Consider the following 15274-nt stretch of genomic DNA (forward strand, 5'->3'; position numbering starts at 1 on the left):
AGCGCCAACAGCGGGTGTGCAAAACAGATTTTCGAAACACACGCCAGGCCGGAGTCTCGCCTCACTCTGGGATCGGCTTTTCCGGCTTTGGAATGGTGGTCATCTCCTCAATCAGAAAGTAGCTGTCAAAATCAGGTTCAGCCGTCCAGGGAGAGGTTATGCCCTTTTTGGCGTTTTTAGACACGTGCGAGATGCGAAAGACAATCCGGCGGTATTGTTCGTCAAGACTGAGCCCGTTTATCCATCCGAACTTTGCGGTGACGACGAACCTTCCGTCTTCATCCTTGGACCAGTAACCTTTCATGGTACGCCCGCTTTGGCCTAATGGACCAGAGTTGAATGATCCATCCTTGGCGAAGCTGAAAAATGAGGAGCCATCCCCGATGGTGATGGCTCCAAATTGTTCGATGGCCTTCATCGGATCAAGCACATCAGCCGAGAAGGCCAGCGAGCTTGAGAGGCAGAACAGGACTGCAAGCAGGTGTTTGATCATGGCGTGATTAACACTCTGATTGGGCGGACTTTATTGGGTTTGGCGAGCGCGCTGGCCGACAGACAGGAACCGTAGCGCAGCGAAGATAGCCAGCCGTAGGCTGCCCGCAGGGCGAACGCAGTGAGGCAATGTCTGTCGTACTCAAGGCGCTGCGACCACCTTCTTGCCGATGCAGTACAGCTTGTCCTGCGAGCGGATGAAGAGGCAGCCATCGCTCACGGCGACGCTGGCGCGCACGCTGGCGGCGTTGCCGTTGGGCTTGGTGCCGTTGCCCATTTCATTCATGGAGAGAAGTTCAAAGGAGTCCGTGTTCGCCTTGGCCACATAGACTTCGCCCCAGAAGTTGATGCAGTACACTTTGTCATCCACCACGGTGGGGCTGCTTTCAAACTTGGTCTTGCCACCGAGTTCGCCGGTCCACACGACCTTGCCGGTCTTGGGCTCCAGGCAGCTCAGGGTCTTCTTGCCGCCGTCGAGGACGTAGAATTTGCCTTTGTAGAAGGCGGGGGTGGGCACGTCGCTGGTCACGCCTTTGGGCTCGGTCTGCCACACGGGTTTGGTCTCTCCTTTGGAATCCAGCGGCATGGCGAAGATGGGGGAGTTCTTGGGAGCACAGACGATGGCCATGCCGTCGCCAGTGACAGGGGAGGGGACGAGGCGGAAGAACTTGTTGTAGCCTTCGCCCGGCGGGTTCCAGGTGGCGAGGCGGGAGAGCTCCTTGCCGGTGGCGGCGTCGTGGATGGTCAGGGTGTCACCACCGGAGATGAGCATGAGGCGCTTGCCTTTGTGCGTGGCGAAAATGGGGCTGCTGAAAGCCTCCAGCGATTCCGTGTTGGCGAGGCTGGGGCGGATGTGCTTCCAGATGTCCTTCCCGGTGGCGGGATCGATGGCGAGGATGTAGCTGCGCATGTCCTTGCCTGCGGTGCCTTTTTCAAACTTGTCCTGAAACTTGAAGGCCTCGTTGCGCTGCAGCACCTGGATGTAGAGCTTGCCGCCGTCCAGCGCGGGGCTGCTGCCGTAGGTCCACTGCGTGGCGAAGGCGCCGTGCGTTTCCTTGAAGTCGCGCTTCCAGACGATCTTGCCTTCGAAATCGCATGCGGCGGCGATGGCATTGGCGAAGAGGAAGTAAACGCGGTCACCGTCCGTCACGGCGGAAGGGCTGGCGAGGTTGCTCTTGTCATCCCACTGGATCTCCGAGCCTTCGCTGATGGTGGTGCGCCATTTTTCGCGGCCGGTCTGCTTGTCGTAGCAGAGACCCACGAGCTTTTTCTCCGCATCAATGGGAGCGGTGATGAAGATATTGTCGCCCCAAATGACGGGGACGGAGGCGGAGAGGCCCGGCACATCGGCAGCCCAGCGCACGCCTTCGGTGGGGCTGAACTTCGCCGGCAGGCCGGTCTCACCCGAGGAGCCGTCCTGATTCGGCCCGCGCCAGCTCGGCCAGTTTTCGGCGAGAGCAGCAGAAGAGAAGGACAGGCAGGCGAGCAGGAGGGCGGCGGGTGATTTCATGGCGAAAGGGAGAGAAGCGAATACGCACTGGCATGTCGAGATGTTTTCGCGAATTGATCGTTAACTTTGAATCTGAACCACTGGCAAACGACAGCGCTCGCTCTCCTCGGCTTTGCCGCCGGGCTGGTGCTGCATCTGCGCTGGCATCCGCTGCGCAGGCATTTGTCGGATGCCTGGGACTGCCTGCGGCTGCGTCCGGCATTGATTCTCATTACCGCCGGGGCCCTGCTGCTGGCCGGGGTTTTTGGCGAGACAGCACATGCGCCCTATTCCTTGTCCCAGCTCACCGACTGGCGGGAAATCATCCTGCCGCTGGCGCGTGATGCGCTGGCACATTTGGCTGTGCTGCCGCATGCGCTCATGCCGCCGTGGCCGCTGGCCTGCGTGGTGCCGCTGGTGCTCGTGTTTCTGACGATCCGCATCTGGCGCTGGCCCTACCGCTACGGTGAGCGCAGGCCCGGGCCTGAGCAGAAGTTCGGCCTGCTCATTGTAACGCTGCTGGCGTTTGCCTGGCTGGGCCTGGAGGTATCCAGCGTACGGCACATGCTGGCTGAGGGCGTGGAAACGCTGAAGCTGGGGCTGCGTTACATTTTTACCGCCCTGGCTGCTGCCGGTGTACAGGTGTGGCTGGTGCGCTTTGTCATGGCCTGGGAAAAGCCGCAGAATACGGAAGCCGGGGGCGATGCCGCCGCTGCGCTGGAGCATGCCTTTGCGCGCTGGCAGGGCGTGGCGTTTCTCGCGGGATTTAATCTGCTGTGGATGAGCTGGCGCTGGTGGCAGATGAACACGCCGCAGAGCATTGGCGCGTGGTGGTGGATCGAGCTTCTCCTCCTCTTTGCGGCTCTGCCGGTCGCTGTGGCGGCGGTTTCCGGCCCGTTTTGGCATCAGGGAGCCGCTGCCCTGCGCATTTTGTGGCGTGCTGCGGTGCCTTTGGTCATGCTCGCCATCACCTCCCTTTTCATCTTCGTTCTCGTGCTCTACACGGTGGAAATGGGGCGTGCCGGGTGTGCCGGATCGCCATTTTGGCGCATGATCGAGCAACCCCTAAGTGCTTTGGTGCTTGCCATGCTCGATTGCTGGCTATTGCTAACGGCCCTACTTCTCATGCTGCGCTTTGGCTTTTCACGTTCCCCTTCCGCATGACCAGCGGCACGCTTTCTCCAGAACAGATCGTGCGGCGGGCGAAGTCGAACCTCGCTTTCGCGCTCGCCTGCCTGCCCAAGGAGCGCCGCCGCGACATGATCGCGTTTTACGCCTTCTGCCGTGTGGTGGATGACATCGCCGACGACCCGAATGTCAGCGAAGCGGACAAGGAAAAGGAGCTCAACCACTGGAAGCACTGCGTGGAGCAGGGCCAGCCGCCGGGGCACCCCGTGCTGGATGAGATGCTCCTGCTGCCTGAGAAATACAGCTTCCCGCGCGCCTGGCTGTGCGAGATCATCGACGGCGTGGCCAGCGACATCACCAAGACCCGCTACGAGACTTTTGAAGAACTGCTGGGCTACTGCTACAAAGTCGCCAGCGTGGTCGGGCTGGTGAGCATCCAAATCTTCGGGCATCAAAACCCCGCCACCAAGGATTACGCCATCAATCTGGGCTACGCGCTGCAGTTCACGAACATCATCCGTGACGTGGGCCAGGATGCGCGGGACACCGGCCGCATCTACATCCCCCAGGCCGAGCTGCGGAAGTTCGGCGTGCTGGAAAGTGAAATTCTGGACGCCCGCCCCAGCGAGCGCTTCATCAAGATGATGGACTTCCAGTATGCCCGTGCGCGCAGCTACTACGAAGCCGCCGAGAAGGCGCTGCCGCCGGAAGACCGCAAAAACATGGTCGCCTCCGAGATCATGGCTGCGATCTACTCGCGCATCCTCGAAAAGCTCAAGCGCGAGCGCTATCCGGTCTTCTCCAAGCGCGCCCGCCTCAGCAAGCTGCACAAGGTCTGGATCCTCGGCAGCCATTTGATCAAGGCGCGGTTTGGGAAGTAGCCCAGTTGCGCCGCAACTGGAGTTTTCCCAGACCAGTTGCGGCGCAACTGGACTACTTTACTTCCAATACTTTTCTGATAGAAACCCCGCTTTTTGTGCGGCTATTGCTTTCTCCCTTCCCCCATGCGTCCCTTAGCACTCCTGCTCCTCCTCTCGACGGCCATTCTTGGCCATGCCGAAACCAAGCCGCTCAAAGCCCTCCTCGTGGCCGGTGGTTGCTGCCATGACTATGCCAAGCAGCACCTCATTCTGAGCCAGGGCATCCAGGCGCGGGCGAATGTGCAGGTGGATGTGGTGTGGACGGATGACAAGTCCGTCACCCCGCCGCTGCCGCTGTATGACAATCCCGACTGGGCCAAGGGCTACGACATCATCATCCATGACGAATGCGCCGCCGGCGTGAAGGACATGGCGCTGGTGAAGCGCATCCTGGACGTGCACCAGACCATCCCCGCCGTGCATCTGCACTGCGCCATGCACAGCTTCCGCACCGGCACCGATGTGTGGTTCAAGCACCTCGGCATCCAGTCCGCCTCGCACGGCCCGCAGGAGCCGATCGCCATCACGTTTGTGGACAAGGAGCACCCGATCACCAAGCCCCTCGCGGACTGGACCACCATCAAAGAGGAGCTCTACAACAACGTGAACATCTTCGACGGCCATCCGCTCGCCATGGGCAAGCAGGTCGTCAAAGGCAAGGACGTGGATTACGTGGTGGCATGGACGAACGAGAAAGTGGGCGCACGCAGCTTCAGCACCACCATCGGCCACAACAACGACACCGTGGCGGATGCGCGCTACCTGGACCTCGTGACACGCGGCCTGCTGTGGGCCATGGACAAACTCACGCCGGATTACCTCACGCCGTTCAAGGGACAGAACAAGATCACCTTTGTGCCTGCCAAGCCCGTCGAGGCACCGAAGCCGCCTGTGCTGCCGAAAGACGGCCTGCCGGTGAAAGCCAGCGCCAGCAGCGAAGAGACCGGCAAGGGCAACTACGCCTGGAAAGCCGTGGATGGCGATGAGAACACCCGCTGGTGCGCCAACAACGCCAGCTACCCGCAGTGGCTCCAGCTTGAGCTGGAAAAACCGCAGACGCTCACTGGCATCCAGACCACCTGGGAAAACGGTGGTGTGTATCAGTTCAAAGTCGAAGGCAGCACCGATGGCAAAGCGTGGACCACGCTCGTCGATGGCAGTGCCAACACGAAGAACGCGCCCTACTCGAACGACTTCGCCAAGGTGGAAGGCATCCGCTTTGTGAAGATCCACGCGCTGGCCAAAACGAGCGGCGGCTGGGCGAGCATCCGTGAGGTGCGGCTCCAGGGCCCCAACATCAAAGCCGTCGCCCCCAAGCTCAGCGAGGCGCAGAAGAAGGAATACGACAAAGCCAGCGATCCTCTGAAGGACCAGGGCAACGTGGCACCGAAGATCGTGAAGCTCACGCCCGAGCAGGAGGCCGCCATCTTGAAGGATGTGAAGGTGCAGGAAGGCTTTGAGGTCTCGCTCTTCGCGCCGCCGCAGTCGGCGAACTACCCTGTCTTCATCGCCGCCGCGCCCGATGGCACGCTGTATGTGAGCAGCGATGGCAACGGCTCGCTGGGCCGCAATCCGCACCGTGGCCGCATCCTGCGCCTGAAGGATCATGATGGCGATGGTCGTGCCGATGAAGTGAAGGAATTCGTCAAAGACGTGGACGCACCGCGCGGCCTCGTCTGGGACAAAGACCGCCTTTACCTCGTGCATCCGCCGCACCTCAGTGCCTACATCGACAAAGACGGCGACGGCGTGGCCGATGAGGAGAAGGTGCTCGTGAAGAACATCGCCTTTGGTTACAAGGACCGTCCTGCCGACCACACCACCAACGGCCTCAGCCTCGGCATCGACGGCTGGCTTTACATCGCCGGTGGCGACTTCGGTTTCATGGACGCCGAAGGCACGGATGGGAAGCACCTGCAGCATCGCGGCGGCGGCGTCATCCGCGTGCGCCCGGACGGCACCGGTTTGGAAATCTACAGCACCGGCACGCGCAACATCCTCGAAGTCGCGATCAGTCCGCTGATGGACATCTTCGCCCGCGACAACACCAACGACGGCGGCGGCTGGAACGTGCGCTTCCACCACTTCACCGGCCTCGACGACCACGGCTACCCGCGCCTCTACAAAAACTTCAACGACGAGTGCATCCAGCCCCTCGCTGACTACGGCGGCGGCAGCGGTTGCGGAGCCGTTTACATCGACGAACCCGGCTTCGGCAAATGGAACAACGCTCCCTTCACCTGCGACTGGGGCACCGGTGCTCTGTGGCACCACCAGGTGAAACCCAAAGGCGCGACCTTTGAGGAAACCGAAAAGCCCCAGCCCTTCATCCAAATGACCCGCCCCACCGACGCCGACGTCGATGGCAACAGCCGCGTCTATTGCGCCAGTTGGAAAGGCGCAACGTTTAACTGGGAAGGGCCCGATGTGGGCTACATCGTGCAGGTGCGCCCGAAGGGATTCAAGCCCGAGCCGCTGCCGGATTTCGCGAAGGCGAGTGATGCGGAGCTGGTGAAGGCGCTGGAGTCTGGGAGTCATCGCAGGCGCATGGATGCGCAGCGGGAGCTGGTGAAACGCGGGGCAGTGCAGAGGGAGGCAGTAGCGCTCACGCAGTTAATCCGTCACAAAGACGTAAATGCCGTTTCGCGCGTGTCGGGCATTTACGCTCTGGCCTTGGGTGCGAAGAAGCAGGCGGACTACAACGTCAGTCTCCAGTATCCGCGGAGTTCGGAAGAATGGAAAGTGGTGCTGGCTGCGCATCGTGCTTGGCCCAGGTTCGGCCCCAATGACCGGACCACGGCAGCGTTGAGTATTGCCAACGGCAAGGAAGGCAGCGTTTATGCAGACTCACGCATGGTGCTGCAGGAAGCTTTGATACTAAAGCAACTGAACGACGAAGTTGGAACGCCTGCCCAAAAAGCGGCTTACGTGGCTCAATATCTGAATACGAGCATAGATCCGGTGGCGCGTCATTCCGTCATACGGGCACTTGGCATAGCCAAAGCCTCTGCGCATTGCTTTGCGGTGCTAGACCTGGAGGTCAAAAGCGACGCCCCCAAAATAGACGTTGTGACGGCGAGCGCATGTTTGCACGCCCTCGCCATGATGCACCAGCCCGAAGTCGTCACCGGCCTCATCGAGCGCCTCGCCAAAGCCACCGATCCTGCGCTGCGCCGTGGCATCCTCGCCGCTCTCTGCCGCCTGCATTTCCATGAAGGCGAATGGAAGGGCGATTCCTGGGGCACGCGCCCAGACACACGCGGGCCCTACTACCAGCCGGAAGCATGGAGCGAGACTCCGAAGATCGCGGCGGCTTTGAAGGACGCGCTGGCCAAGGCTTCGCCGGGAGAGGCGGCTTTCCTCGTCAAAGAAATGAACCGCAACCGCATCCAGTCGAGCGATGCCCTTGAGCGCATCCTCGTGCTGGCGAAGCAGGATGCGAAGGTGATCCCGGATGCGGTGGCGCAGCTTGCCACGGCGGAGACGATTCCTGCGGATGGCATTCCGCTGCTGATCACTGCGGCTAACAGCAAGGAACTCGATCCACAGAGCGCGGCGGCGACTCTGGCGAACACGCTGACAGCCATCGCCAAGACCGACAGTGCCGAGGCCTGGACGGCGGCGCTGAATGCGCTCGTCACGCTGGATGCCCAGCAGGGCTCCGGCAAAGAGCAGGACACTGGCAGGACAGCCTTCCTCAGTGCGCCCAAGCTGGAGAACGTGCATCAGGCCTTCGAAACCGAAGCCACCAAGATCGGCACGCCAACCGCCGCCTGGGCGGAAGCCGCGCTGCTCAGCCTCGCCGCACGCAAGACCGGCAGCCCTGAAGCACGTGAGATGTCGCAGAAGGCCCTGGATGCTGGATGGGCGGATGCCAAGCGCCGCCTGCAGATCATCAATGCTGCGGTGAAGACCAAGAGCCACAGCGTGGACGAAAAAATCCTGGCCGCGACGACCGACTCCGATGTGAGCGTTTCCAAGGCCGCTCAGAACGCCGTGAAGAGCCTCAAGCTCGTGGCCAAGGGCGAGGACAAGACGCCCAAGGTCGGCACCCTCAAGCCCGAGGAAGCTCTGGCTGCCGTGATCAAAGCCAAGGGCGATGTCTCCATCGGCGAGCAGATTTTCACCAAGGCCACCTGCATCGCCTGCCACACGACGAAGGAATCCGAGGCGCAGAAAGGTCCCTATCTTGGAAACATCGCGCAGACCTACAAGCGCCCCGATCTCGCCCAGAACATCCTCGATCCGAACAAGACCATCGCGCAGGGTTTTGCCAGCGAAGTCATCACGATGAACGACGGCACGCAGCAGATGGGCTTCATCACCCTGGAGTCCGCTGATAACGTGAAGCTCCGCAACGTCGCCTCGCAGGAATTCACCTTTGCCGTGAAGAACATCAAGAGCCGCCAGAAGCTGCCCATTTCCATCATGCCGCCCGGGTTGATGACGAACTTCACCGTCCATGAATTCGCCTGCCTGCTCGATTACCTGGAGTCGCTGGCCAAGAAGTAGTGCGACACATGGTGCTGTAGGACGGTTGTGGCGAAAGCCCGCCCGTCTGTGAGCGTGCTGAAAACACCATGGCGTAGGAGAGTCCTCGCAGTCGGGCGGTTTGGCGAAGGAGGTGATGGCGCATGAAACACCATCGACGCCAAACACACCCAACCTACGCCTGAACGCCGCGCTGCCTGTATGAGCGATGAGTTTCCATCATCAGTGCTTTGATGGTTTGGGATCAGTATATTTTTGCCTCAGTTATGGAATTGATTCTGCTGATGCACTTGCCATTCTCCTGCCGCATGCACCTCCGAATCCTTCCCATTCTTGCCGTGCTGGGGCTTGCCCAGTGTAACAAAAGCGCTGCTCCTGTGGCTGTGGCGACAAGCCCGGGCGTGACTCTTGTCACGGAAGGGAGCTCGCCGCATTTCCAAGCCGTCGCTTCCAAGCTGGATGTGGGTGGCGCTTCCTTCACGTATGCCGAGGAGGAAAATGTGATGGGGCTTCTGGGGGCCTTTTTTGAGGAGATCTTCAAGAACATGCCCGAAGGGGAAAAGGCCAAGCTGCCGCCGAACTTCTCTTTCAAGAAGATGATGAACATGACCGGGCTGGACTCGATCAAGGCCGGCGGGACGAGCTCGCGCAAGGTGACCGAGGGCATGAACCACCACCGCAGCTTTGCCTACACTCCCGAAGGGCGGAAAGGTTTCCTCACCTTGACCGGAGGACCGGCGGAGCCTTTGCTGACGCCCGCCCTCGCCCCGCAGGACACGGATCTCGCGCTGGAGTTTCCGCTGCATTTGAAGGATCTCGTGGCGGAGGCCTGGCCGGTGATTCTGGAATCCGCCCCGAAGGAGCAGCGGGCCATGCTGGAGGCGATGGCCAGCGCACCACAGCCGGCGCTGGGCATGTCCTACCGCGAGATGGCGGAAAAGCTCTCCGTGCGTGTGGCTCTCTTTGCCACGATGATGCCGGAGCAGAGCCTGTCCGCGCCGGGAGCCCGCGTGAGCCTGCCGGGGGTGAACGCCGCCATCGTGATCGACAAGCTCGGCTGGATCAAAGACGTGCTGAAAGCGCAGGTGCTGCCCATGCTGCAGTCGCCGGGCTCGCCCGTGGAAGTGCAGGAAATCCATGGTGTCCTGGTGGGCCGTTTTCGCGGGCCGATGGGGCCGCCGCCGATGGATTTTCAGCCGGCCTTTCAACTGGATGCGGCTGGCGACCGCCTGATCATCGCGACACGTCCGGGCTACTATGACGCCTTGATGGAGACGGATGGAAAGCTCAGCAGCCAGCCAGATTTTGCCCGTGTGTGGAAGGGCATGCCTGCGGAAGGCAACGGCTGCCTGTTTCTCTCCAAGCGTCTGATGACGGCCGTGTTCGATGGCATCAAGGCCGAGGGCGCAGCCTCCGTTGCAAAAGCCACTGGCAAGGACAAGGCCGGCAGCGAAATGGCGATGTCTCTCATCAACATGATCTCAAGCCATGCCCGCTATCCGCAGGCATTTTTCTTCGCCAATCAGCCGGATGGCATCTTGAGCGTTAGCAACAGCAGCATCCCCACGATGAACCCCGGGTCATTTTCCAGCATCACCACCCTGGCGGTGCTCTCGTCCCTGGCCGTTCCGGTGTTTACCACCATGCAGCAGCGCGGCGCCCAGGTGAAAACGCTCAGCAATGGCCGCCAGGTGCTCATCGCCCTGAAAACACATGCCGCAGGCAACGGCGGCAAATACCCGGAGAAGCTGCAGGAGTTGATCGACTCGGGCGCACTCACCAAACCAGAACTGCTGACCGTGGCCTCCGGGCCGGGGGCTGAACCCAAGCCCTGGCTCTATGACAGCACTTTGACGCCCCAGTCTCCGGGGATCACCATCGTGCTGGCCGCCCCTGAGGTGACCAAAGGCTCCGGCGGCAAGCAGACACGCGTGGTCATTCGCAATGATGGCCGCGCGGAGGCACTGCCTGAAGAAGATTTTCAGCGCGTCAAAGACTACTACCTGCGCTGATCTCCATAGGGAGGGAGCAGCTCTCCCTCTCCCCGCCCCTGACACACGAAGGCAAAGCATATTTCTCTTCGGGGAGAGGGCCGGGGTGAGGGGGCGACGGCCCGCCATCTCCAGCATGGGGTGCCCCCTCACCCTAACCTCTCCCCACAGGACATTTTGGACATTTTGGGCATTGCTGTGTCATCGATGGGGAGAGGGGATCCGCTTCCTTTCCGCGCAAGGTTAAGAGCCTATAATTATTTCAAATGCTCTATGCGATCATCTGCTTCACCACGTGCCCATGCACGTCGGTGAGGCGGAAGTCGCGGCCTTCAGCGCGGTAGGTGAGCCGCTCGTGATCAATACCCAGCAGGTGCAGCAGCGTCGCATTGAGGTCGTGCACATGCATGGGATCGCGGGCCACGTTGAAGCAAAAGTCATCCGTCTCGCCGAACTGCAGGCCGGGCTTCACGCCTCCGCCTGCCAACCACATGGTGAAGCAGCGGCCATGATGATCGCGCCCATGGTTGGTGGGTTCCAGTTTTCCCTGTGAGTAGGTGGTGCGGCCAAACTCACCGCCCCAGACGATGAGCGTGTCATCGAGCAGGCCGCGCTGTTTCAGATCGCTGATCAGCGCGGCGCAAGGCTGGTCGATGTCGCCGCATTGGAGGCGCAGATCGCTGGGCAGATTGTAGTGCTGGTCCCAGCCGCGATGGTAGAGCTGGATGAAGCGCACGCCGCTCTCCGCCATGCGGCGCGCGAGGAGGCAGTTCGCGGCAAAGCTGCCCGGCACGCGTGACTGCGGACCATAAGATTCAAACGTGGCCGCGCTTTCGTCCTTCAGGCTGATCAAATCCGGCACGCTGGTCTGCATGCGGTAGGCCATTTCATACTGCGTGATGCGCGTCTCGATCTCGGGATCGAGCTGCTGCGTGAACTGCCTGCGGTTCAGCGCCTGGATGACATCGAGCTCATCGCGCCGCGAGGCCGCGCTGATGCCTGGTGGATTGGAGAGATACAAAACGGGATCGCCGCTGCTGCGGAAGCTTACGCCTTGATGATTTGAAGGCAGGAAGCCGGAGCCCCACAGCCGCGCATACAACGGGTCCGCCGGACGTGCCGCACTGCCGCGTGAAATGAGCACCACGAAGGCAGGCAGGCTCGCATTCTCACTGCCGAGCCCATAGCTGGCCCAGGCACCAAAGCTGGGGCGTCCCGGCTGCTGATGCCCCGTCTGCAGCAGCGTCACGCCGGGATCATGATTGATCGCCTCCGTGTTCATGGAGCGGATGATGCATATCTCATCCGCCACGCGGCCGAGATTGGGCAGCAGCTCGCTCATCCACGCGCCGGACTGGCCGTGCTGCTGAAAGTTGAAGAGCGAAGCAGTGATCGGCTTGCTCTTCTGCCCGCTGGTCATGCCGGTGAGGCGCTGATCTCCCAGCACGGAAGCAGGGAACTCCTGGCCGTGTATTTTTTTCAAGCCAGGCTTGTGATCAAACAGATCGAGCTGTGAAGGCCCGCCGTGCATGAAGAGGTAGATCACACGCTTGGCCTTCGGTGCAAAGTGCGGCGCGGCGAAGCCCTGACCCTCGCCCAGCAGCGATGCCAGCGCTGCGGTGCCGATGCCTGCGGAGGCTCGACCAAAAAGCTGTCGGCGGGTCAAAGCGGGATTCATCGGCGGGTGATGGTTTCGTCGAGGTTGAACAACGCGTGCAGCGTGAGCGTCCACGCGGCCAGTTCGACGGGATTGAGATCTTTGCCATGGGCGGATGCGCCAGCGGCGATGAGCTTCACTGCTGCTTCGCGGTCGGCAGTAAATCGTGCGCGCTGCCTGCCCAGCAAGCCGGTCAGGTGCTGGAGTTCTGCAGGATCTGCTGCACGGGATGTCACGCGTCGGAATGCGAGCGCGAGCTTTTCAGATTCAGAGCCTTCTTGTGCCAGCACCCACGCAGCGAGGACGCGTGCCGCCTCGATGTAAGTCTCGTCATTGAGCAGCACGAGCGACTGCAGCGGCGTGTTGGTGCGCGCACGGCGCACCGCGCATTTTTCTCGCGTGGGACTGTCAAAGGTGAGCAGGGCAGGGGGCGGCGACTGGCGTTTCCAAAACGTGTAGAGACTGCGTCGCCACAGTCCCGCGTCCGTGTCGTTCACATAGGTTTCTTCGCCATTGTAGGAGACAGCTTCCCACAATCCGGGTGGCTGGTAAGGCTTCACGCTGGGGCCGCCGATCTTCGGCACCAGCAAGCCGGACACCGCCAGCGCCTGATCCCGCACCATCTCGGCGCTCAGTCGAAAAGACGGGCCGCGTGCCAGCAAACGATTGGAGGGATCACGTGCGGAATACTGCGAGCTTTGCCGATACGTCGCGCTCATCACCATCAGCTTGAGCATCGCCTTCACATCCCAGCCGCTCTGCATAAAGCGCACCGCCAGCCAGTCGAGCAGCTCCGGATGGCTGGGCGCTTCGCCTTGAGAGCCGAAATCGTTCACGGTGCGCACGAGCCCTTCACCAAAGCATTGCATCCAGAGGCGATTGACCGCGACACGCGCCGTCAGCGGATTCTCCTTCGAGACAAGCCACTTGGCAAAACCCAGGCGATTGGACGGCGCGTCTGCCGGCCACGTGGACAACGACGCAGGAATCCCGGGCCGCACCTCTTCAGCAGCATGATCATACTGCCCGCGTGTGAGCAGATGCGTTTTGCGCGGGCTGGGCATCTCCTGCATCACCAGCGTGGTGGGGATGCTTTCGCGCAGGCGGGCTTCAGCGGCTTTGGCTTCGCGCACTCGCTTGTGTGCAGCGAGCGTTTGCGGATTCGCATGATGCTCCACAAACCAGTCCTGCAGCAGCGTCGTGTCTGCGGTGCTCCGCTTCGCCGCTGGTGTCGCGGCGATCCCGCGCAGGCGCTCGCTCCAAAACCATGACTCCGCCTCTTGCGCAGTCACGGGGCGTTGCAGCAGGCGCAGTTCATCGAGCTGGCCATAGAATCCGAGGTTCGCATCTCGCCTGCCTATCCGCAGGGGCTCGCTGGTGGCGGTGGAGCCTTGCAGCGTGTCATTCATGGTTTTCGTCGTCGCAGGCAGGCCGTCGATGACGACGCGCACGCCCTCAGCGCGGCGGGTGCCGTCATAGCTGACTACCAGATGATGCCATTTTTTGGAAGAGGCGGGTTCCTGCGTGACGAGCTCGATGGCATCCGTTCCCCACTTGCTGACCAGATTGATCTGAAAGCGCCCCTTCTGCCAGATCACCTCAAAGCCCCGTCGTCTGCCTTCGGGTTCGATCTTGGAAAAGACACCGCTCAGCGATGTGTCTGCCATGAGCCAGAGGCCGACCGTCCATGCGGCGTCAGTGTCGAAAGCTCCCGTCCACTCCGCATGCTGCGTCGCATCATACTTGGCCGATTGCCCAAGGATGCCGTCTTGAAACACATCGCTGGTGCCGAAGTGCCTGGCATTGATCTGGCCATCGAAAGAGAAGTGCGCAGCGAGGCGCGTGGTGGGAGATGAGGGCAGGGAAGTCGCCGCTGTTTTTTCCCAGTCGGTGATCTGCTGCCGCAAAGCCGCAGTGAAGGGCTGAAACTCTCGCTCCGCCTGCAGGGTGGCTGCAGTGAGGCGTTTGAGTTCCTGCTCTTGCTGTGCTGAGGGCACGCTGAGCACAGGTGGTGGGTTGTCAGCTTTGATCAGCCCGGACTCGGGCACGTTGTTGAAGAAGGCAAAGAGCTGGTAAAACTCACGCTGCGTGATGGGGTCGTACTTGTGATCGTGGCAGCGGGCGCAGCCGATCGTGAGCCCCAGCCAGGTGGTGCCCGTGGTTTCCAGACGATCCGCCACGTATTCCACCCGGTATTCCTCATCAATGATGCCGCTCTCATTGTTGGCCATGTGGTTGCGATTAAAGCCGGTGGCGATGCGCTGAGCAGTGGTGGCATGGGGAATCAAATCTCCCGCTAGCTGCTCAATGGTGAATTGATCAAACGGCAGGTTGCGATTGTAGGCGTCGATCACCCAGTCTCGCCACGGCCACAGGCTGCGCGTCTTGTCGCCAAAGTAGCCGTTCGTGTCCGCATAGCGCGCCGCATCCAGCCACTCCACCGCCATGCGCTCACCGAAGTGTTTGGAGGCAAGCAGGCGATCTACGGCGCGCTCATAGGCTTCCGCACTTGGAGCTGCATCCATCTCCTGCAGCGTGGGCGGCAGTCCGGTGAGATCAAAACTGACCCGTCGCAGCAGAGTTTCGTGGGAGGCCTCCGGGCTTGGCCTCATGCCTTCCTTCTCAAGGCGCTCGAGAATGAAGCGGTCGATTTCATTGCGCGGCCAGTTCGCTTGTTTAACCTCCGGCAACGCTGCGCTTGCGGGTGGGATCAAAGACCAGTGCGCCTCGTATTCGGCTCCTTCCGCAATCCAGCGTCGAAGCGCGTTCTTCTCCTCATCGCTGAGCGAGAGTTTCGAATCCGGCGGCGGCATGACATCGTCGCTGTCAGAAGTGGTGATGCGCTGCAGCAGTGCGCTCTCCTGCGGTTTGCCGGGTACGATGGCCGATTTTCCATCACGGGAAGCAACAGCATCTTCGCGCCTATCCAGGCGCAGATCGCCCTTGCGGCCCTTTTCATCAAAGCCGTGGCAGCGGAAGCACTTGTTGGAAAGGATCGGGCGGATGTCCCGGTTGAAGCGAAGCCGGGTGTCTTCCGCACTGGTGGCACTCATGCTGCATAGGAGCATGAGCAGGCAGGCAGAAAACATGTGGCGAATGCCCATGC

At 61.2% G+C, this 15274-nt stretch carries 8 protein-coding genes; 4 read left to right on the forward strand and 4 right to left on the reverse strand.

The genetic code is table 11. The annotated features are described in order from the left end of the window. Positions 1–61 precede the first annotated feature (61 nt). On the reverse strand, positions 62–493 hold the full coding sequence (locus tag AC3RLQ_RS01035) for a hypothetical protein (protein WP_493033511.1): 432 nt from the start codon (positions 491–493) through the stop codon (positions 62–64). A gap of 141 nt (positions 494–634) precedes the next feature. After that, positions 635–2002 (reverse strand): outer membrane protein assembly factor BamB family protein, encoded by a 1368-nt coding sequence (locus AC3RLQ_RS01040; protein WP_493033512.1) that lies wholly within the window; start codon positions 2000–2002, stop codon positions 635–637. Between the two features lie 66 nt (positions 2003–2068). Between AC3RLQ_RS01040 and AC3RLQ_RS01045 the strand changes: the two genes are divergently transcribed. The 4 genes from AC3RLQ_RS01045 to AC3RLQ_RS01060 all read left to right on the forward strand — a co-directional run bounded on the left by AC3RLQ_RS01045 (position 2069) and on the right by AC3RLQ_RS01060 (position 10532). Beyond that, positions 2069–3145: a hypothetical protein gene (locus tag AC3RLQ_RS01045; protein WP_493033513.1), complete on the forward strand. Its 1077-nt coding sequence runs from the start codon at positions 2069–2071 to the stop codon at positions 3143–3145. Then, positions 3142–3990, forward strand: a complete 849-nt coding sequence (locus AC3RLQ_RS01050; protein ID WP_493033514.1) for a phytoene/squalene synthase family protein — start codon at positions 3142–3144, stop codon at positions 3988–3990. The genes AC3RLQ_RS01045 and AC3RLQ_RS01050 overlap by 4 nt, the downstream gene beginning before the upstream one ends. A gap of 123 nt (positions 3991–4113) precedes the next feature. Further along, entirely contained in the window at positions 4114–8541 is a 4428-nt protein-coding gene (locus AC3RLQ_RS01055; protein ID WP_493033515.1) for a DUF7133 domain-containing protein, read from the forward strand. Positions 8542–8828: 287 nt separating this feature from the next. Continuing rightward, the gene (locus AC3RLQ_RS01060) at positions 8829–10532 is read left to right on the forward strand and encodes a hypothetical protein (RefSeq protein ID WP_493033516.1); all 1704 of its coding nucleotides are present in this window, start codon (positions 8829–8831) and stop codon (positions 10530–10532) included. 250 nt (positions 10533–10782) lie between these two features. Here AC3RLQ_RS01060 and AC3RLQ_RS01065 read toward each other — a convergent pair whose 3' ends face one another. Continuing rightward, positions 10783–12189, reverse strand: coding sequence for a DUF1501 domain-containing protein (locus AC3RLQ_RS01065; protein ID WP_493033518.1), 1407 nt, complete (start codon positions 12187–12189; stop codon positions 10783–10785). Further along, positions 12186–15221, reverse strand: a complete 3036-nt coding sequence (locus tag AC3RLQ_RS01070; protein WP_493033519.1) for a DUF1553 domain-containing protein — start codon at positions 15219–15221, stop codon at positions 12186–12188. Before AC3RLQ_RS01070 ends, AC3RLQ_RS01065 begins: the two co-directional genes overlap by 4 nt. Positions 15222–15274: the final 53 nt, after the last annotated feature.

This window comes from Prosthecobacter sp. GW821-HT29F12, assembly GCF_058803405.1.

Bases quoted from the DNA above. Each gene is read 5' to 3' on its own strand.
- AC3RLQ_RS01035 (WP_493033511.1), bottom strand. From the start codon at position 493: ATGATCAAACACCTGCTTGCAGTCCTGTTCTGCCTCTCAAGCTCGCTG.
- AC3RLQ_RS01040 (WP_493033512.1), bottom strand. From the start codon at position 2,002: ATGAAATCACCCGCCGCCCTCCTGCTCGCCTGCCTGTCCTTCTCTTCT.
- AC3RLQ_RS01050 (WP_493033514.1), top strand. From the start codon at position 3,142: ATGACCAGCGGCACGCTTTCTCCAGAACAGATCGTGCGGCGGGCGAAG.
- AC3RLQ_RS01055 (WP_493033515.1), top strand. From the start codon at position 4,114: ATGCGTCCCTTAGCACTCCTGCTCCTCCTCTCGACGGCCATTCTTGGC.
- AC3RLQ_RS01060 (WP_493033516.1), top strand. From the start codon at position 8,829: ATGCACCTCCGAATCCTTCCCATTCTTGCCGTGCTGGGGCTTGCCCAG.
- AC3RLQ_RS01065 (WP_493033518.1), bottom strand. From the start codon at position 12,189: ATGAATCCCGCTTTGACCCGCCGACAGCTTTTTGGTCGAGCCTCCGCA.
- AC3RLQ_RS01070 (WP_493033519.1), bottom strand. From the start codon at position 15,221: ATGAGTGCCACCAGTGCGGAAGACACCCGGCTTCGCTTCAACCGGGAC.